We start from the raw sequence: 19,432 nt of genomic DNA on the forward strand, positions 1-19,432 counted from the left end.
TGAGGTAAAAATATAGGAGTTTAAATATTAGTTGCAAAAAAGCCCGCCAAAATAGCGGGCTTTTCTAAGGCAATATTACTTAACTTCTACGCCAGCTCCAACTTCTTCAAGTTTAGCTTTGATTTCTTCAGCTTCTTCTTTAGCAACGCCTTCTTTAAGCGGTTTTGGAGCGCCATCAACAAGTTCTTTTGCTTCTTTAAGTCCAAGACCAGTGATTTCACGAACCACTTTGATAACTTTGATTTTTTGATCTCCAGCGCTAGCTAGGATTACATCAAATTCAGTTTTTTCAGCAGCTGCTTCTCCACCTGCTGCTCCGCCAACAACTGCAACAGGAGCTGCAGCAGTTACGCCAAATTCTTCTTCAATTGCTTTAACAAGATCGTTTAATTCAAGAACTGTCATTTCTTTGACAGCTTCAATGATTTGTTCTTTAGTCATTTTGAAATCCTCCTAAGATTTTTATTTATACTAACTGAAATTTAAATTACGTACTGATAGATTAAGCGCCTTGCTCTTCTTTTTGATCTGCAACAGCTTTTGCAGCAAGAGCAAAGTTGCGAATTGGTGCTTGTAGAACACTAAGCAACATAGAAAGCAATCCTTCACGTGATGGAAGATCAGCAAGAGCTTTAATATCTTCTGCAGAAGCAACATTGCCTTCGATAACACCTGCTTTAATTTCTAAAGCTTCGTGTTTTTTAGCAAAGTCATTTAAAATTTTTGCCGGAGCAACAACATCTTCATTACTGAATGCAATTGCATTTGGACCAACTAAAACTTCATTTAGACCTGAAAGATCTACTGAATCAGCAGCACGGCGAGTCATAGTATTTTTATATACTTTGAATTCAACGCCTGCTTCACGAAGTTGCTTACGAAGTTCAGTAACTTCAGCAACGTTTAAACCACGGTAGTCAACAACTACTGTAGAAACGCTAGATTTTAATTTAGTAGCAATTTCATCAACTACTTGTTTCTTTTGTTCAACGATACTGCTCATCTTGACACCTCCTAATAGATATTCTTGATGAACATTTATACCAATTAAAAGCCCCCATATCGCGAAGACATGGAGGCTCAATGCATAAGTCTGCTAAACAGACAATCAATCTATACGCATTACCTCGGCAGGGAATTAAGCTTTTCAGCACCTGCTGTCTACGGTACAAATGTTTATTTAATTAACAACGAAATATATTTTATCAAGACACTTTTAAAATGTCAATATTATTTTACAGCGAATGAAGATGGGTCTACTTTAATTCCAGGTCCCATTGTAGAAGTAACGCTGATATTTTTCATGTAAGTACCTTTAGCAGCAGATGGTTTTGCTTTTGCTAAAGTTTCAAATAGAGTAGTAAAGTTTTCAACTAATTTTTCAGTATCAAATGAAGTTTTACCGATAGGAGCATGTACGTTACCAGCTTTGTCTACACGGTATTCAACTTTACCAGCTTTAATATCGTTAATAGCTTTCGTTACATCGAAAGTTACAGTACCTGTTTTAGGGTTTGGCATTAAACCTTTTGGTCCTAAAACACGACCTAGTTTACCAACTTCACCCATCATATCAGGTGTAGCAACGATTACATCAAATTCAAACCAACCTTGGTTGATTTTGTTAATATAATCTGTATCACCAACATAGTCAGCACCTGCAGCTTCTGCTTCTTTCGCTTTTTCACCTTTAGCAAATACTAAAACGCGTTGTGTTTTACCAGTTCCGTTTGGAAGAACGACAGCACCACGAATTTGTTGGTCTGCTTTCTTAGGGTCAACACCTAAACGAAATGCTACTTCGATTGTTGCATCGAATTTTGCAAAACTTGTTTTTTGAGCAAGTTCAATTGCTTCTTGTACTGAATAAGCTTTAGAACGATCAACTAGTTTTAAAGCTTCAATATATTTTTTTCCTTTTTTAGCCATTATATTTTTCCTCCTCGAATGTGGTTTTAACGGATTAACCTCCCACGAAAAAGGTTGCGAGCAAGAGTAGCATCGCAACCTCGTCGGACAGAAACCATTATGAGCATGGATTAATCTTCGATTGTGATTCCCATGCTACGTGCAGTACCTTCTACCATGCGCATAGCTGCTTCAACGCTAGCTGCATTAAGGTCAGGCATTTTTGTTTCAGCGATTTCACGTACTTTGTCGCGTTTAACAGTTGCCACTTTATTGCGATTTGGTTCACCAGATCCAGACTCAATACCAGCTGCTTTTTTAAGTAAAACTGCAGCAGGTGGGGTTTTTGTGATAAATGTAAATGAACGGTCTTCAAATACCGTAATTTCAACAGGAATAATCAAACCAGCTTGATCTGCAGTACGAGCGTTAAATTCTTTACAGAATCCCATGATGTTTACCCCAGCTTGACCAAGTGCAGGACCAACTGGTGGAGCTGGATTTGCTTTACCAGCAGGAATTTGTAATTTTACAACTTTCACTACTTTTTTAGCCACGAGACACACCTCCTTAAGTCCGTGATGTGGTAATAGGGACAAGCCCTCCCACTCATTTAACTAAATCTTTATTACGATAAAGATAATTTTATTGTTCAGTCTCTGTTCAGATGAACATACTGACTTATAACATATTATCACTTACAACGATAGATTTCAAGCCATTTCAAATTATATTTTGTCTAATTGCCCGAAAACGAGATCAACTGGTGTTTCTCTATCAAACATGTTGATCATTACTTTCACTCTACCTTTATCTTGATCAATCTCAATAATTTTGCCCTCAAAGTTTGCAAACGGCCCTTCTTTTACAGTTACCGTCTCACCAACTTCAAAGTTTGTATCTGCCTTTTTCTCTTCAAGTCCCATTCTTTTCAAAATAACATTAATCTCTTCCGGAAGTAGCGGAGATGGTTTTGAACCTGATCCCGAAGAACCAACAAACCCTGTAACACCAGGTGTGTTTCTCACTACATACCATGAATCATCTGTCATCACCAATTCAACGAGCACATATCCTGGAAATACTTTGCGTTTTACTACTTTTTTCTTTTCATTCTTTACTTCTACTTCTTCTTCTTCAGGAACAACAACTCTAAAAATCTTGTCCTGCATTCCCATTGATTCTACACGTTTTTCTAAGTTTGCTTTTACTTTATTTTCATAGCCTGAATAAGTATGAACAACATACCAGTTTTTTTCCATTAATAAGGACTTTATGTCCGTCCCTCCCTGCTAGAGCTCATTAATTTAATTTTCAACAAATGAAAAAACCCGTTAACCGGGTTAAAATCGTTGTTTATTTTCTCCATTATACCATGTATAAATAGATGTTATTCAAGAATAAAATAAAAAACTATTGTTTTGAATCAGCAATCCACCGAATTAATGCGGAAATACCTAAGTCAACAACAAGAAAAAAGACAGCTAAAAAGACAACTGTGACAACAACCGTAATCGTATAGTTAGTAAGCTCTTTACGTTTCGGCCAACTAACCTTTCTCATTTCTGTTGATACGTTACGGAAAAATTTTGTTATGGACATGTTTTTTAACCTCCAACCAAAAACTAAAATAAATCCTTACTATTTTGTATCACGGTGGATTGTATGTGCATTGCAATACTTGCAAAATTTCTTTAGTTCTATTCGCTCAGACTGCGTTACATTACGGGCTGTCGTATAATTTCTTGAACCGCATTGTGAACAGGCCAATGCCACTTTCTTTTGCATGTAAACACCATCTTTTAAACTTTTTATAAACACAAAATGAATTTTAGTTCCATTTTTCAACTTAACACGCTTGTACAACTTTTGTCAACATAGGCTATCGTATAAACTAAACGTTCGTTGTTTACTCAGACTGACTACTCATAAAGATAATTCTCTATTCTCTAGATAGCGCTCCAACTTCCGTTTTACCCTTTGTAAAGCGTTGTCAATTGATTTTACATGGCGATTCAATTCCTCTGAAATCTCTTGATATGATTGACCATCTAAATACAATGCTAATACTCTGCGTTCTAAATCACTTAATAGTTCGGAAATCTTCCCCTCAATATTCACATATTTTTCACGATTAATCAATAACTCTTCCGGATTAGACACCTTTGCTCCGGTAATGATATCCATCAAAGTACGATCAGAATCTTCATCATAAATAGGCTTATCCAAGGAAATATAGGAATTGAGCGGTATATGTTTTTGACGGGTGGCAGTTTTGATTGCGGTAATAATTTGTCGAGTAATACATAACTCGGCAAAAGCTTTGAAAGAGGTAAGTTTTTCCCCTTTGTAATCGCGAATGGCTTTGTACAAACCAATCATTCCCTCTTGTACAATATCTTCACGATCTGCACCTATTAGAAAATATGAGCGCGCTTTTGCCCTCACAAAGTTACGATATTTCTGAATGAGGAAATCTAACGCTTCACTCTCTCCATTATGAATCCACAAAATTAGTGTTTCATCTTCTACTGTACCATATTTTTCGCTATGTGTTACCTCCGTGTTTAGGTTCACATAAATCCCCTCCGCCCTCTCAAAAAAGCATTAGATAGAAATATTATACATTACTGAATTTTTGAGCGTCAATATATCATTGCTTCCCTCTGCGCAATTTTTCAAAAATTTCTATAACCTCTTTGCTAAGGGGAATTCTTGAAGTTGGTCTATCCTCTTGAATTTCCTGCACACTTCTTTTAATATTCTTTTCAATCATTTCTACTTTCGTCAGCAACTCTCTTGCTGATATTCTTAAAGCACCTTGTCCAAAAATCTGCCATTGTTCCGTCAAATCAGATGTAGCGACATATATTTGCGTTTTTATATTATTTAATTCTATCGCCATTTTTTCGATTCTTTCATCTGCTGTTTCATTTTCCTTTGTGAAATAAACATCTACTTTATGGTATTTATATTTTTTCTCTAACCCTTTTACACCATATGCGTCAAAAACAACCATGACTTTATAGCCTGTGTAAGCTTGATATTCAGCCATTATTTCTACTAAACGATCTCGAGCTGCAGCGAGATCGTTTTTTTTTAATTTGCTTAGTTCAGGCCATGCGCCAATGATGTTATAACCATCCACAATTAAGATATTCATTTTATTCACCTAGCGGATGACGCTTTCTATATACTTCATACATTAATAAACTTGCTGCAACAGATGCATTTAAAGATGTGACATGACCAACCATTGGGAGTTTCACTAAGAAGTCACAGGACTCTTTCACAATCCTGCTCATTCCTTTTCCCTCACTGCCGATAACAATGCCTAAAGGTATCGTTGCATCCATCGAACGATAGTCTTGTTTTCCAGAAGCATCAGTGCCAACAATCCATACACCTTGCTTCTTTAAATCGTCAATTGTTCTTGCCAAATTTGTAACGCGTGCTACTGGAATATGTTCAATAGCCCCGGTAGAGGCCTTTGCAACTGTTGCTGTTAAGGCTACAGATCTTCTTTTTGGAATGATAATACCGTGTGCACCAACTGCATCAGCTGTTCTTAATATTGATCCAAGATTATGCGGATCCTCTAACTCATCTAAAATAAGAAACAGTGGTGGCTCATTTCGTTTCGCGGCCAAGTTAAAAAGATCATCTATTTCTGCATAATGATAAGCTGCTACTAGCGCGACAACGCCTTGATGTGTTTCGTCTACAAATTGATCAATTTTTTGCTTTGGCACAAATTGCACCAACACCTTTTTCTGTTTAGCTAATTGCACAATTTGCTGCATAGAACCTTTTTGTGATCCCTCAGCAATCCAAATTTTATTAATTTCCCTATTTGCCCTTAATGCCTCAATAACAGGATTTCTCCCTGCAATATATTCCTGATTCATTTAGACGCCCCTCCTTTCTTTTCTTCAGCTATTTCAATGGCCTTTTCAATAAGGAATTCCATCCTCTTCTTATTGTTTGCCAAAAATAAAAATCCGATCAACGCTTCAAAAGCAGTACTATATCGATATGTTTGCACATCCGTGTTTTTTGGAATAGTCCCTGATTTTGCATTTCTTCCCCGTCTAACAATCGCCTGTTCTTCTTCTGTCAAAATACCTTCATCAAAAAATTGCTTTAATACAAATGCCTGTGCTTTTGCTGAAACAAAATGAATCGCATACCGATGCAATTGATTCGGCTTTGTTTTCCCCCGCATCAGGACATAGTACCTGACATATTCCTCATAAACTGCATCACCCATATATGCTAAGGCAAGGCTATTTAATTGTTTTAAATCAACCTGCTTATTCTCATGCTGCACCATCATCCACGTCTCCACCTAACTCCTTGAGGTGTGTCCTCTAACACAATATTCATATCTTTTAGTTGATCACGAATTTGATCAGCCAATTGGAAATTACGGTCTTTTCTTGCTTGATTTCTCTTTTCAATCAATGCCTCAATTTCTTCGTCTAAAAGCTCATTACTTTCTAAGTTTAGTCCTAAAACTGCAAAAAGATCCTCAAACTCTTTCATGAATGCATCAATTACTTTATCTGATGTATTTTTTTCGCGCAAATAATAATTAGCCTGCTTTGAGAGATCAAATAACACAGAAATTCCGTTCGCTGTATTAAAGTCATCATCCATTTCGTTAATAAATTGCTGATGAAGACCTTCAATTGTATTCAGCCATTCTTGATTGTTTTCCGTTAAGTTCATACTTGCTTGTTTGCGATGCTTTAAATTCTCATAAGACGTCTTTATTCTATCCAATCCCGCTCCAGCATTTTCTAATAACTCCTCATTATAATTAATAGGATGACGATAATGAACTGAGAGCATAAAAAATCTTAATACTTGTGGATCGTGATGCTTAATGATGTCATGAACCAAAACGAAATTCCCAAGTGATTTTGACATCTTTTCATTGTCAATATTGATATAACCGTTATGCATCCAATAGCGAGCAAATGTTTTTCCTGTCAAAGCCTCAGATTGTGCAATTTCATTTTCGTGATGAGGAAAAGCTAAATCTTGACCGCCGGCATGAATATCAATCGTATCCCCAAGGTATTTCTTCGCCATCGCTGAACATTCGATATGCCACCCTGGGCGCCCTTTCCCCCATGGACTATCCCAAGAAATTTCTCCTTCTTTTGCAGCTTTCCAAAGGGCAAAATCTAAAGCATCATCTTTCTTTTCTCCAATTTCAATACGCGCACCCGATTTCAGTTCATCAATTGATTGGTGCGATAGTTTCCCATACTCTTTAAAACTACGGGTGCGATAGTATACATCTCCGCTTGATTCATAAGCATAACCTTTATCAACCAACATCTGAATAAATGTAATGATGGAATCCATATTTTCTGTTACCCGCGGATGCACATCTGCATGTTTGCACCCTAGTGCTGTAACATCTTCAAAGTATGCCTTTATAAAACGTTCACTAATAACAGGAACCTCTTCTTTTAGCTCTTTTGCGGCCTTAATCAATTTATCATCTACGTCAGTAAAATTAGAAACGTACTGGACATCATAACCACGATATTGTAAGTAACGTCGGACTGTATCAAATACGATAGCTGGTCGTGCGTTACCAATGTGAATGTAGTTATAAACCGTTGGACCACATACGTACATTTTCACCTTTCCTTCTTCAAGAGGAACAAACGGCTCTTTCTTTCTCGATAATGTATTATAAATCTGAATGCCCATATACTTATTGAACCCCTTCCTTTTTTAAGCCTTCAATTTCATTTCGCAGTTTGCTTAATTCCAGTTCCATTTTATTGATACGATCAGATACAGGATCTGGTAATTCATTATGCTTTAAATCTTTATTAATTTTAACACCATCTTGGACAACTACTCGTCCGGGTATACCAACAACTGTAGAATTTGGAGGGACATCTTTTAGTACGACTGATCCTGCACCTATTTTAGAGTTTTCCCCAACTGTAATCGAGCCTAAAACCTTTGCTCCCGCAGCAATAAGTGCATTGTCTTTAATCGTCGGGTGTCTTTTCCCTTTTTCTTTTCCTGTACCACCTAAAGTGACACCTTGATAAACGGTAACATTATCACCAATTTCACAAGTTTCCCCTATTACAACACCCATACCATGATCGATAAAAAAGCGCCTGCCAATTTTTGCTCCAGGATGAATCTCAATTCCCGTAAAAAACCGACTCAGTTGTGAAATAACGCGTGCAATAAAGAAGAATTTTTTATGATAGAAAAAATGAGCAATCCGGTGTGCCCATATTGCATGTAGTCCAGAGTAGGTTAAGATTACTTCTACAGCATTTCGTGCCGCAGGATCTTGATCAAATACAACTTCCACATCTTCCTTAATTCTTTTAAACAACTATTCCACTCCTTCCTCGATTCATTAAATAAAAGTTAGTATGTTAGATTGACTCCTTAAACAAAATAAAAAGGGAGCGTCTCTGTATAGACAGAGACGCTCCCTTTGCGCGGTTCCACTCTGTTTGATTGCAAGCTATAACGAGCTGCAACCCAACTTTTCCTGTTAACGAGAGGACCCGCTTTATCCTACTAAATAATTTTCGGATTCAGACTCAGAGGTGCATTTCAAAAAAGGAGGGGCTTAAACCACTTCCAGCCACCGGTGGTTCTCTCTATTAAGCATCCTTTCTTTACTTCTCCTCATCAACGCTTTACATTATTAAGGACTATTATCTAAATATATATCCTATGATATTACATAAACATTAAAATGTTAACCAATTAGTTTTTGAATACGTTGGATTACTTTTTCTTTTCCAAGTAATTCAATTACGCTTGGCAATTCTGGTCCGTGACTTACACCACTCACTGCAATGCGGATAGGCATAAATAATTTTTTCCCTTTATGTCCTGTAGCCTTTTGAACTCGTTTAATTGCTTGCTTAATCTCATCTGCTTCAAATACTTCAAGCTGGTTAAGCTCATTTACGAGTGCGCTTAATACTTCCGGAACTTGTTCTTCACCTAAAATTGTCTTTGCTTCTTCATCATAAGTAATATCATCTTTAAAGAATAGCTCAGATAGTTCTACAATTTCAGCACCATAGCTCATTTGTTCTTGATAAAGAGCGATTAATTTCCGTACCCACTCATTTTCCTCAGCGGATCTATTTTCAGGAACTAGCCCTGCTTTTACAAGATGTGGTAAAGATAATTCAACGACTTTGTCCAAATCTAACTTCTTCATGTATTGATTGTTCATCCATGCTAGTTTTTGACGGTCAAATAGAGCAGGTGATTTCGACAATCTTTCCGCATCAAAAATTTCGATGAACTCTTCACGAGAGAATATTTCTTCTTCACCTTTTGGTGACCACCCTAAAAGCGCAATGAAGTTAAAAATCGCTTCTGGTAAATAACCTAGCTCTTCATATTGTTCAATAAATTGAATAATACTTCCATCACGTTTACTTAATTTCTTACGACTTTCGTTAACAATTAATGTCATATGTCCAAATATAGGAGGCTCCCAACCAAACGCTTCATAAATCATCAATTGTTTTGGTGTATTAGAAATATGGTCATCCCCACGTAGAACATGGCTCATCTCCATTAAATAATCATCAACAGCAACAGCAAAATTATATGTTGGTACGCCATCTTTCTTGACAATAACAAAATCGCTAATACCGTCTGATTCAAATGAAACTTCGCCTTTAACGATATCATTGAAAGTATAAACCTTTCCTTCTGGAACACGGAAACGAATGCTTGGCTTTCTTCCTTCTTGCTCTAGACGTTGTTGGTCTTCTTTTGTTAAATGACGGCATTTGCCAGAGTAATGAGGCATTTCTCCACGTGCAACTTGAGCTTCCCGTTCCGCTTCAAGCTCTTCTTCCGTACAGTAGCATTTATAAGCTAGTCCACGTTCTAATAGGTCCTCATAGTACTTTTTATAAATTTCGAGGCGTTCTGATTGTCGATAAGGCCCGTATTCACCACCGCAATCAATGCTTTCATCCCAGTCCATTCCTAGCCATTTTAAATATTTAAGCTGGCTTTCTTCTCCACCTTCAATATTCCGTTTTTGATCAGTATCTTCAATTCGGATTACGAAAGTGCCACCTTGGCTGCGGGCAAATAAATAATTGAATAATGCAGTACGTGCATTTCCAATATGCAAAAATCCAGTTGGGCTTGGTGCATAACGGACCCTTATTTCTTTTTTCATTTTTATTCTCCTTTATTAATCTATTACCAATTTTGTAGAAATACGATTTTTATACTAATTTATTTTATCACCGTATTATAGTTGATGAAAGGATAAATACGGAAAAATTTGACGGAAGCGTTCCCTTTTGAACTCCATACTTATACTGTTTTACTGCTTTTGTAAAAGAATGACAGCCTGTGCCGCAATTCCCTCTTCGCGACCCGGGAAACCTAATCTTTCAGTTGTAGTAGCTTTAACATTGACTTGTTCTAAGCTTCCTTCTAAAAGGTTAGCAATATTTTCACGCATACGCTCTATATGAGGGGCCATTTTTGGTTGTTGTGCAATAATTGTACAATCAACATTTCCTAAAACAAATCCTTTTTCCTTCACAATTTTCCATACATGTGCCAATAGCTTTGACGAGTCCGCATCTTTAAATGCAGGGTCAGTATCTGGAAAATGCCTTCCAATATCACCTTCACCAATCGCTCCTAAACAAGCATCTGCAACAGTATGGAGAAGGACATCAGCATCAGAGTGCCCCAGTAGTCCTTTGTCATGAGAAATTTCCACTCCGCCTATAATTAATGGACGCCCCGCTGTTAATTGATGAACATCAAATCCTTGTCCAATACGAAACATGATTATTCTCCTTTGCTCCTAGTTACTATACTTATATATTACTTTCAGCTACGCTTTTTTAAAATTGCCTCAGCAAAATATAAATCTTCAAGTGTTGTTAGCTTAATATTATCATAACTGCTCATTACTATTTGTACAGGATACTTTAAACGTTCTACAAGCGACGCTTCATCCGTACCTAAAAACTGATCTTCTATTGCCTTTTGATGCGCCTTTTGTAATAAAGAAACGCGAAAAGCCTGTGGTGTCTGAACTTGCCACAAGCTACTACGCTCAATAGTTTCAATAACGGTTTGCCCTTCTACCTTTTTAATCGTATCTTTTACTGGTACCGCAGCAATTGCTGCTCCATGCTTAACCGCTTCTTCAACTAGTTGATGAATGACAGAAGATGTAATAAAAGGTCTTGCCCCATCATGAACGAGTACAATTTCTACATTTTTTACTTCCTGCAGTCCATTATAAACGCTGTATTGGCGTTCATTTCCGCCAATAATAAAATGGATCTTTTCAGATAATGGGGAGTTTGCAAAAAGGTTCATCATTTCATCTTGATCTTGTTCGTTTATCACTAACAAAACTTGTTTGCATTGTGTATCTTGAAGAAATATTCGAACAGTGTGTAAAATAATGGGCTCACTATTTAATTCTAAAAATAACTTGTTTTTTCCAACACCCATGCGCTTTCCTTGCCCCGCTGCCGGGATAATAACATTGTAATTCATTTCTCCAATACTCCCATTCCCAAACCTAACATTATATAGTAAAACTTATAAAGCCTTTTCCATCAATTTTGGTTTTGCGAAAATCATTCGACCAGCAGATGTCTGTAAAACGCTTGTTATGAGCACGTCAATCCTTTGGCCAATATAATTCTTCCCTTCTTCAACAACAATCATCGTACCATCATCTAAATAAGCAATCCCTTGATGGTGCTCTTTTCCATCTTTAATCACTTGAACATTTAGTTCTTCCCCAGGCAATACCACTGGTTTTACGGCATTTGCCAAGTCATTAATATTAAGGACCTGAACCTTTTGGAATTCACATACTTTATTTAAATTATAATCGTTCGTAACGACGATACCATTTGTTAGCTTCGCAAGTTTAATAAGCTTACTGTCTACTTCTTGTATATCGTCAAAATCTCCTTCGTACATTTGAACTTCAATTGGAAGTTCTTTTTGAATACGATTTAATATATCAAGGCCTCTTCTTCCTCTATTTCTTTTTAGAGCATCTGAAGAATCAGCAATATGTTGTAACTCATCTAAAACAAATTGCGCAATCACAATTGGGCCATCTAAAAAGCCTGTTTGACAAATATCTGCAATTCGCCCATCTATAATAACACTTGTATCCAAAATCTTCATCGTTGAACCTTGCTTTACTTGCTCTTCACGCTCACTTGTCTTTTCTTCCTGATCCGTACTAGCTTTTCGCTTGCTGGCACGATTTAAAAACATATTCATAAACTCTTCACGTTTTTTAAACCCGACTTGGAATCCTAAATAACCAAGCAAAACGGTTAAAATGATCGGGACAATCGTATCAATAATTGGAATGCCCACTTTATTAAATGGGATACCCGCCAAATAAGCAATAAAAAGCCCTACAATAAGTCCGATACTGCCAAATACAATCTCAGTAATAGGCACTCTAACTAATGAATCCTCGAACCATTTTACAAAATCAACGACATAATTAATTGACCAAAAAGTCATAAAATAAAAAATAATAGCTCCTAGAAGGGCTGAAACATAAGGATTTGCAATTAAAACATATTGATTAATATTCATAAGTCTGTATAAATCCGACAATAAAAATACGCCGAGTGTTCCACCAATAAGTATAAAGCAAATCTGTACAAGTTTTTTTAACATAATTTCACCTCCTATATTCATTATAAACAAAAAATATTGTTTAAAACGTGAGATTGTAGAATATTTTCAATTTGTAACCTTTTCGACATCTTGTCATAATAAACGAACCGTTTTTCAAACATATCTATGTCTCCTCTACCCTTAAATTGAGTGACTCAACAAAATGAATACTTAATTAAAACTTCTATTATTCACCGAGCGTATATTTTAATGCTTCATGTATAGAAGAAACGCCAATGATTTCGATTCCTTTAGGAACAGACCAACCACTCACATTATTTTTAGGAATAATGGCTCTTTTAAACCCTAATTTTGCCGCTTCTTGTACACGTTGTTCAATCCTCGATACTCTTCTAATTTCCCCTGTCAGTCCTACTTCACCGATAATACAATCATCCGCTTTAGTAGGCTGATCGCGAAAACTTGAGGCAATACTTACTGCAACAGCTAAATCAACTGCCGGTTCATCAATTTTAAGCCCGCCAGCTACTTTCAAATATGCATCTTGATTTTGGATGAGAAGCCCTGCTCTCTTTTCTAACACTGCCATAATTAAAGTGACTCTGCTTTGATCAATTCCTGTAGCCATTCTTCTTGGCATATTAAAAAATGTTGGCGAAAGCAATGCTTGAACTTCTACTAATACAGGCCTCGTTCCTTCGATTGATGCAACAACGGTTGAACCGGCTGTACCTTTTGTCCGTTCTTCTAAAAAAATTTCGGAAGGGTTCTGAACTTCTTCCAATCCCATTTCCTTCATCTCTAGTATGGCGATTTCATTAGTAGATCCGAAACGATTCTTAACCGCTCTTAATATACGATATGAGTTATGGCGCTCACCTTCAAAATAAAGCACTGTATCTACCATATGTTCTAGCACTCTCGGGCCTGCAATCGATCCTTCTTTTGTAACGTGTCCAACAATAAAAATCGTTACACCCTTTGTTTTTGCAATTCTCATTAATTGCGACGTACTTTCACGAACTTGTGATACACTCCCTGGGGCAGATGTAACCTCCGGGTGATAAATTGTTTGAATTGAGTCAATCACTACAAACTTTGGATTGAGTTCGTCAATGGCTTGTTGGATCATCGCTAAGTTCGTTTCTGGCAAAACATATAAATGATCTGATGATACATTTAAACGATCTGCACGTAATTTTGTTTGCTTTGCTGACTCCTCACCAGAAATATATAAAACATTTAAATGATGTTTCGCCAATTGAGAAGAAACTTGAAGGAGCAAAGTAGATTTACCGATACCGGGGTCTCCCCCTATTAAGACAAGCGAGCCTGCAACAATCCCTCCACCTAATACTCGGTTCAATTCTTGGAATTCGATTTCAATTCTTTTCTCTTCATTTGACTCTATATACGTAATAGGTGTTGCTTTGGTTTCACTTCCTGGAGCACTATGTAAAAAAACCCCTTTTGGCTTCGGTAATTCCACCTCCTCAACCATCTGATTCCACTGGTTACATTGAGGGCATTTCCCCATCCATTTAGGAGATTCATAACCACAGGATTGACAAACAAATTTCACTGTTTTTTTCGCCATATTGAATTCCTCTCTTTATAGGTATACATAACTTAACTTTATTTTTCCTTAACCTATTTAAAAAAGGGTACAAATACTTATATTGTACCCTTTCAAAAGTTTTATTTTGCTGTTACGGATTCTTTTGCATCGGAAGAAATAACGAAGTCGCCATTTTGGTAATCAACGGTTACACGTTGACCCTCTTTTACAGTTCCTTTTAACATTTCTTCTGATAAACGATCTTCAATATTTTTCTGAAGGGATCTGCGTAAAGGTCTTGCTCCATATTCTGGATCATACCCTTTTTCTGCTATTTGTTCTTTAGCTGCATCTGTTAAGACTAACTCGATATTTCTTTCCGTTAAGCGTTTTGATAATTCTTTTGCCATCAACGTAATAATCTGATTCAAATGTTTCTTCTCTAGTGAGTGGAACACAATTGTTTCGTCGATACGATTTAAGAATTCAGGGCGAAATGCCTTTTTCAATTCTTCCAACACTTTTTCCTTCATATCTTTATAATCAGCTTCAGCATGATCTTGAACGTTAAATCCAACATATTTATTACGCTTAAGTGCATCGGCGCCAACATTAGAGGTCATGATAACAATTGTATTACTAAAATCAACCGTTCTTCCTTTAGAGTCTGTTAAACGACCATCTTCAAGCACTTGTAATAAGATGTTAAATACATCAGGATGGGCCTTTTCAATTTCATCAAGCAGCACGACAGAATATGGTTTACGACGAACCTTCTCTGTTAACTGACCACCTTCTTCAAAGCCAACATATCCTGGAGGAGAACCGACTAAACGAGATGTAGAATGTTTCTCCATGTACTCTGACATATCAACACGAATAATTGCATCTTCATCACCAAACATCGCTTCTGCAAGTGCTCTAGCTAATTCAGTTTTACCTACACCTGTTGGTCCAAGGAAAATAAATGACCCAATTGGACGTTTTGGATCTTTTAATCCAGCACGGGCACGGCGAACAGCTTTTGCTACTGCAATAACAGCATCCTCTTGACCAATAACTCGAGAATGGAGAATTTCTTCAAGACGTAATAATTTTTCTGTTTCTGTTTGTGCAAGCTTAGAAACTGGTATCCCGGTCCAGCTCGCAACAACTAGTGCAATATCTTCGACAGTAACTGCACTATTCTCTTGGCCTTGTTTCTCTTTCCAAGTTTTTTTCGTTTCTTCTAATTGCTCACGTAGTTTTTGTTCTGTATCGCGTAATGAAGCTGCTTTTTCAAACTCTTGACTCTGCACAGCTGCATCTTTTTCTTTACGAACCTCTTCCAGTTTCAATTCCAATTCTTTTAAATTCGGTGGGGTTGTAAAAGAACGTAAACGTACTTTTGATCCTGCTTCATCAATTAAATCAATTGCTTTATCTGGTAAAAATCGATCAGAAATATATCGGTCAGATAATTTAACTGCCGCTTCAATCGCTTCATCTGAGATCGATACACGATGATGCGCTTCATAGCGATCACGCAAACCTTTTAAAATTTGTATAGACTCTTCTGTTGAAGGCTCATCAACCTGAATCGGCTGAAATCTTCTTTCTAAAGCTGCATCTTTTTCAATATATTTACGATACTCATCTAAAGTAGTCGCACCAATACATTGTAATTCACCACGAGCAAGAGACGGTTTTAAAATATTCGAAGCATCAATTGCTCCCTCTGCACCCCCAGCACCAATCAAAGTATGCAACTCATCAATAAAAAGAATAATATTGCCGGCTTGACGAATTTCATCCATGACTTTCTTCAAGCGATCCTCGAATTCACCTCGGTATTTTGTCCCCGCTACTACAGTTCCCATATCTAAAGTCATGACACGCTTGTTCCGAAGAGTTTCTGGCACTTCGTTGTTTACAATTTGTTGAGCAAGACCTTCTGCAATTGCAGTTTTACCTACACCCGGTTCACCAATTAATACCGGATTGTTTTTTGTACGACGGCTTAATACTTCAATTACACGTTGAATCTCTTTACTACGTCCAATAACTGGATCCAAGGCATCCTCCCGTGCAATAGCCGTTAAATCTCGGGCCAAGCTATCTAATGTTGGTGTATTGACATTCGTAGCGCCTCCGCCTTGAATGCTGCTTGACTCACTGCTTCCAAGTAATTGTAGTACCTGTTGTCTCGCCTTATTTAGACTAACGCCGAGATTTGTTAATACGCGGGCAGCAACACCTTCACCTTCTCGAATAAGACCTAGTAAAATATGTTCTGTTCCCACATAGGAATGTCCTAGTTTACGCGCCTCATCCATAGACAACTCGATTACCTTTTTAGCTCTTGGAGTATAGTGAATGGTTTGAGCAATTTCTGAACCTGTACCAATTAAATTCTCAACTTCTTGTTGAATTTTTTCTGCACTTAAGCCTAGTCCATATAAAGCTTTGGCTGCAATTCCTTCTCCTTCTCGAACTAGACCTAATAAAATATGCTCAGTACCAATATTATTATGTTTTAAGCGAATTGCTTCCTCTTGTGATAGAGCCAATACTTTTTGTGCCCTCTCAGTAAAACGTCCAAACATCATTTCGCCATTCCTCCTCTTTACTGAATCTCTTCCAGCTTCAAACGTTCTCTTATCAGTGTAGCCCTTCTAATATCCCTTTCATACGGACGAAGTGTCCTTCCAGCATATTGTTGTAAAAAACCAGGTTGTGTAATAATCATTAGCTCATTCAAAATATGTTTAGAAACATTTTGAATATAGCCTAAATCAATCCCTAATCTTACATCAGATAAGCATTGAGCAGCTTCCTTAGTCTCCATTACCCGGCTGTATTTAAGGACACCAAGTGATCGGTAAACTCTATCTTCTAATTGTATGTTTGAAGATTGAATCAATGCTTCTCTTGCAGATCTTTCTTGGGCAATAATTTGTTTAATAACACTCGTTAAATCTGTAACAATTTCTTCCTCTGACTTCCCTAAAGTCATTTGATTTGAGATTTGGAATATATTTCCGATAGCTTCACTGCCTTCACCATATATTCCTCTTACTACTAAGCCAAGCTGATGAATAGCTGGAATGAGACGATTCATTTGTCGAGTCAGTACAAGACCCGGTAAATGAACCATTGCTGATGCACGAATACCCGTACCCACATTTGTAGGACAACTTGTCAAATATCCTAGTTTTTCATCAAATGCATAATCAACATGCTGCTCCAACAAATCATCAATTTCCCATGCATTTTTTAATGTCTCTCTTAACTGAAGACCTGGAGAGAGACATTGAATGCGAATATGATCTTCCTCATTTATCATAATGCTAATATCCTCATCACCTGACAAAATAACAGCAGCTTCCGGTGAGTTATTAGCCAATAGAGGGCTAATTAAATGTTTTTCTACTAAAACTCTTTTCTCCAATGATGTTAATTCATCCATCTTCAAAAATTCAAATCCCTTTATGGCTGCAATATCTTTGTCTTCTATGGCTGCTTTAACATGATTTACAATTTCCCTTGCCTCATTAAGATCAAACACTGTTGGGAAAAGATAATTTTTTAAATTCCTAGCAAGGCGAATTCTAGATGTTAATACAATATCAGAATCAGGTCCATCATTATTCATCCATGAACTAACAGCCTCATTCAAAAAGTGTTCAATTGACATTACTCATCGCCTCCCTTATCAAAAGGAGTATTCTCTAAATTACGAATTTGATCACGTAATTCCGCAGCTCTTTCAAATTCCTCTTTTTCAATTGCTATCTGTAAGTCTTGTTTTAATTGCTTAATCTGTTTCTTCGTATAAATACTTCCGCCAATCCTTACTGGAATCTTCCCTTGATGTTCTACATTCTCTCCATGTAACCTTCTTAAAATTGGTATGAGCTGCTTCTGGAAAGTTTCATAACAATGAGGGCAACCAAATCTACTTATGTTTAGAAATTGATCGAAAGTCATACCACAGTGACTGCATCTTAATATTTCATCCTTTGGAGTTGCCGACTGTTTAACAACTTGTAAGGCAGGATCAAAGTTAAATAGACTTGCAAGTATATTGTCAAAAGTAAAATCAGGTTCAAAATTAAAGGAGAACATTTCCCCCTTTTCCTGAGCACAAATTTCACAATAATGAAATTCAGTTTTTTCACCATTTATAATTTTGGTAAAATGTACTGTCGCCTTCCGTTCATTGCATTCTTGACATAGCACGTCTTCTCACCTCCGATGCTATTTGTATTTTAAAGTTGTCAACATTGATTTTAATATTCTAGCCCTCAATTCATCCCTCTCAGGCAACTCGCAATATAAAACTGAACGATCCATCACACTCAACATGATCTTTGCTTCTCTTTCAGTGATTACCTCTTCTTCTAGTAATCGAACAATAACGTCTTCTGCATTAGATTGGGAAATACGGTTATTCACCAGCATCATCAAATGCTCAATTAATTCAGCTTGATTTTCAGGCTTCACTTTTATAATGCGAATATATCCACCACCGCCTCTTTTACTCTCAACAATATACCCTCTTTCGATCGTAAAACGTGTATTGATGACATAATTTATTTGTGATGGAACACATTGAAATTTATTAGCAATTTCATTCCTTTTGATTTCTAAAATTTCATTATCATTCATTTCTAAAATTCTTTTTAAGTAATTTTCAATAATATCCGATATATTTTTCATCAAAGCCACCTCCTATCTTTTTGACTTTGACTATATTTGACTATAATTATACACGATTTGATTCACAAAATGCAATGATGCAACTCGTATAATTTAAGTTAAAAAATGAAAATTCAGTTTGATTCAATAATCATAAAACATGTACGCCTTACTATACAAGTATAAACTATGATAAAAATCCCTATTCATTTATAAACACTTATTTTCTAAAATGAGTTTTCTAATGCTCAGTATTAACTTATACAAATAAAAAACCACAGAGATTTCTCTGTGGTTTTTTATTTTGCCCGGCAACGTCCTACTCTCACAGGGGGAACCCCCCAACTACCATCGGCGCTGAGAAGCTTAACTTCCGTGTTCGGGATGGGAACGGGTGTGACCTTCTCGCTATAATTACCGGACCTATTAAATTATTGAGAAGATGTTCTCTCAAAACTAGATAGGAGAAGATTGTAAACCTTAAATCATGTTTGTCTTTCATTTTGGTTAAGTCCTCGATCGATTAGTATTCGTCAGCTCCACGTGTCGCCACGCTTCCACCTCGAACCTATCTACCTGATCATCTTTCAGGGATCTTAC

At 36.8% G+C, this 19,432-nt stretch carries 22 protein-coding genes, 2 rRNA genes and 2 other annotated features; all 24 genes read right to left on the bottom strand.

All coding sequences use genetic code 11. From position 1 onward, the window contains the following. Positions 1 to 75 precede the first annotated feature (75 nt). The gene (gene rplL, locus G4D61_RS13495; RefSeq protein ID WP_025729859.1) at positions 76 to 441 is read right to left on the bottom strand and encodes a 50S ribosomal protein L7/L12; all 366 of its coding nucleotides are present in this window, start codon (positions 439 to 441) and stop codon (positions 76 to 78) included. Between the two features lie 61 nt (positions 442 to 502). After that, positions 503 to 1,003, bottom strand: coding sequence for a 50S ribosomal protein L10 (rplJ, locus tag G4D61_RS13500; RefSeq protein WP_035354116.1), 501 nt, complete (start codon positions 1,001 to 1,003; stop codon positions 503 to 505). Between the two features lie 35 nt (positions 1,004 to 1,038). Next, positions 1,039 to 1,185 (bottom strand) — a sequence feature (ribosomal protein L10 leader region). A 45-nt stretch (positions 1,186 to 1,230) separates the two neighbouring features. After that, positions 1,231 to 1,929 (bottom strand): 50S ribosomal protein L1, encoded by a 699-nt coding sequence (gene rplA, locus G4D61_RS13505; RefSeq protein ID WP_025729863.1) that lies wholly within the window; start codon positions 1,927 to 1,929, stop codon positions 1,231 to 1,233. Between the two features lie 110 nt (positions 1,930 to 2,039). Continuing rightward, entirely contained in the window at positions 2,040 to 2,465 is a 426-nt protein-coding gene (gene rplK / locus G4D61_RS13510; protein WP_025729865.1) for a 50S ribosomal protein L11, read from the bottom strand. Between the two features lie 171 nt (positions 2,466 to 2,636). Beyond that, on the bottom strand, positions 2,637 to 3,170 hold the full coding sequence (gene nusG / locus G4D61_RS13515; RefSeq protein WP_025729867.1) for a transcription termination/antitermination protein NusG: 534 nt from the start codon (positions 3,168 to 3,170) through the stop codon (positions 2,637 to 2,639). A 151-nt stretch (positions 3,171 to 3,321) separates the two neighbouring features. Then, entirely contained in the window at positions 3,322 to 3,510 is a 189-nt protein-coding gene (secE, locus tag G4D61_RS13520; protein ID WP_025729868.1) for a preprotein translocase subunit SecE, read from the bottom strand. A gap of 39 nt (positions 3,511 to 3,549) precedes the next feature. After that, positions 3,550 to 3,696 carry a 50S ribosomal protein L33 gene (gene rpmG, locus G4D61_RS13525; RefSeq protein ID WP_081750044.1) on the bottom strand — a complete coding sequence of 49 codons (147 nt, stop codon included), beginning with the start codon at positions 3,694 to 3,696 and terminating at the stop codon, positions 3,550 to 3,552. 138 nt (positions 3,697 to 3,834) lie between these two features. After that, a complete protein-coding gene (sigH, locus tag G4D61_RS13530) occupies positions 3,835 to 4,485 on the bottom strand; it encodes an RNA polymerase sporulation sigma factor SigH (protein ID WP_025729869.1) in 651 nt (216 codons plus the stop codon). Positions 4,486 to 4,561: 76 nt separating this feature from the next. After that, positions 4,562 to 5,071 (bottom strand): NYN domain-containing protein, encoded by a 510-nt coding sequence (locus G4D61_RS13535; protein ID WP_025729871.1) that lies wholly within the window; start codon positions 5,069 to 5,071, stop codon positions 4,562 to 4,564. Position 5,072: 1 nt separating this feature from the next. Further along, positions 5,073 to 5,816: a 23S rRNA (guanosine(2251)-2'-O)-methyltransferase RlmB gene (gene rlmB / locus G4D61_RS13540; RefSeq protein WP_025729873.1), complete on the bottom strand. Its 744-nt coding sequence runs from the start codon at positions 5,814 to 5,816 to the stop codon at positions 5,073 to 5,075. Then, complete coding sequence (locus G4D61_RS13545; protein WP_163174171.1) at positions 5,813 to 6,241, bottom strand: Mini-ribonuclease 3; 429 nt, start codon at positions 6,239 to 6,241, stop codon at positions 5,813 to 5,815. Before G4D61_RS13545 ends, rlmB begins: the two co-directional genes overlap by 4 nt. Then, positions 6,241 to 7,638, bottom strand: coding sequence for a cysteine--tRNA ligase (cysS, locus tag G4D61_RS13550; protein WP_025729877.1), 1,398 nt, complete (start codon positions 7,636 to 7,638; stop codon positions 6,241 to 6,243). The genes G4D61_RS13545 and cysS overlap by 1 nt, the downstream gene beginning before the upstream one ends. Positions 7,639 to 7,642: 4 nt before the next feature. Continuing rightward, entirely contained in the window at positions 7,643 to 8,290 is a 648-nt protein-coding gene (gene cysE / locus G4D61_RS13555) for a serine O-acetyltransferase (RefSeq protein ID WP_035348845.1), read from the bottom strand. Positions 8,291 to 8,379: 89 nt separating this feature from the next. After that, positions 8,380 to 8,608, bottom strand: a binding site (T-box leader). 57 nt (positions 8,609 to 8,665) lie between these two features. Continuing rightward, positions 8,666 to 10,123 (bottom strand): glutamate--tRNA ligase, encoded by a 1,458-nt coding sequence (gltX, locus tag G4D61_RS13560; RefSeq protein ID WP_025729879.1) that lies wholly within the window; start codon positions 10,121 to 10,123, stop codon positions 8,666 to 8,668. 150 nt (positions 10,124 to 10,273) lie between these two features. After that, positions 10,274 to 10,750 (bottom strand): 2-C-methyl-D-erythritol 2,4-cyclodiphosphate synthase, encoded by a 477-nt coding sequence (gene ispF / locus G4D61_RS13565; protein ID WP_025729881.1) that lies wholly within the window; start codon positions 10,748 to 10,750, stop codon positions 10,274 to 10,276. Positions 10,751 to 10,794: 44 nt separating this feature from the next. Then, a complete protein-coding gene (ispD, locus tag G4D61_RS13570; protein WP_025729883.1) occupies positions 10,795 to 11,475 on the bottom strand; it encodes a 2-C-methyl-D-erythritol 4-phosphate cytidylyltransferase in 681 nt (226 codons plus the stop codon). Between the two features lie 45 nt (positions 11,476 to 11,520). Next, the gene (locus G4D61_RS13575; RefSeq protein WP_025729885.1) at positions 11,521 to 12,633 is read right to left on the bottom strand and encodes a PIN/TRAM domain-containing protein; all 1,113 of its coding nucleotides are present in this window, start codon (positions 12,631 to 12,633) and stop codon (positions 11,521 to 11,523) included. 187 nt (positions 12,634 to 12,820) lie between these two features. After that, complete coding sequence (radA, locus tag G4D61_RS13580) at positions 12,821 to 14,191, bottom strand: DNA repair protein RadA (RefSeq protein WP_025729887.1); 1,371 nt, start codon at positions 14,189 to 14,191, stop codon at positions 12,821 to 12,823. Positions 14,192 to 14,292: 101 nt separating this feature from the next. Continuing rightward, positions 14,293 to 16,740: an ATP-dependent protease ATP-binding subunit ClpC gene (gene clpC, locus G4D61_RS13585; protein ID WP_025729889.1), complete on the bottom strand. Its 2,448-nt coding sequence runs from the start codon at positions 16,738 to 16,740 to the stop codon at positions 14,293 to 14,295. 17 nt (positions 16,741 to 16,757) lie between these two features. Continuing rightward, the gene (mcsB, locus tag G4D61_RS13590) at positions 16,758 to 17,828 is read right to left on the bottom strand and encodes a protein-arginine kinase McsB (protein ID WP_025729891.1); all 1,071 of its coding nucleotides are present in this window, start codon (positions 17,826 to 17,828) and stop codon (positions 16,758 to 16,760) included. Continuing rightward, positions 17,828 to 18,373: a protein-arginine kinase activator protein McsA gene (gene mcsA / locus G4D61_RS13595; protein WP_163174169.1), complete on the bottom strand. Its 546-nt coding sequence runs from the start codon at positions 18,371 to 18,373 to the stop codon at positions 17,828 to 17,830. The genes mcsB and mcsA overlap by 1 nt, the downstream gene beginning before the upstream one ends. An 18-nt stretch (positions 18,374 to 18,391) precedes the next feature. Then, positions 18,392 to 18,853 carry a CtsR family transcriptional regulator gene (locus G4D61_RS13600; RefSeq protein WP_025729895.1) on the bottom strand — a complete coding sequence of 154 codons (462 nt, stop codon included), beginning with the start codon at positions 18,851 to 18,853 and terminating at the stop codon, positions 18,392 to 18,394. Positions 18,854 to 19,138: 285 nt separating this feature from the next. Continuing rightward, positions 19,139 to 19,254 (bottom strand): 5S ribosomal RNA (gene rrf, locus G4D61_RS13605). Positions 19,255 to 19,335: 81 nt separating this feature from the next. Beyond that, positions 19,336 to 19,432 (bottom strand): 23S ribosomal RNA (locus G4D61_RS13610); the annotation flags it as partial.

Source organism: Heyndrickxia ginsengihumi (assembly GCF_011008565.1).
Taxonomy (GTDB): domain Bacteria; phylum Bacillota; class Bacilli; order Bacillales; family Bacillaceae_C; genus Weizmannia; species Weizmannia ginsengihumi.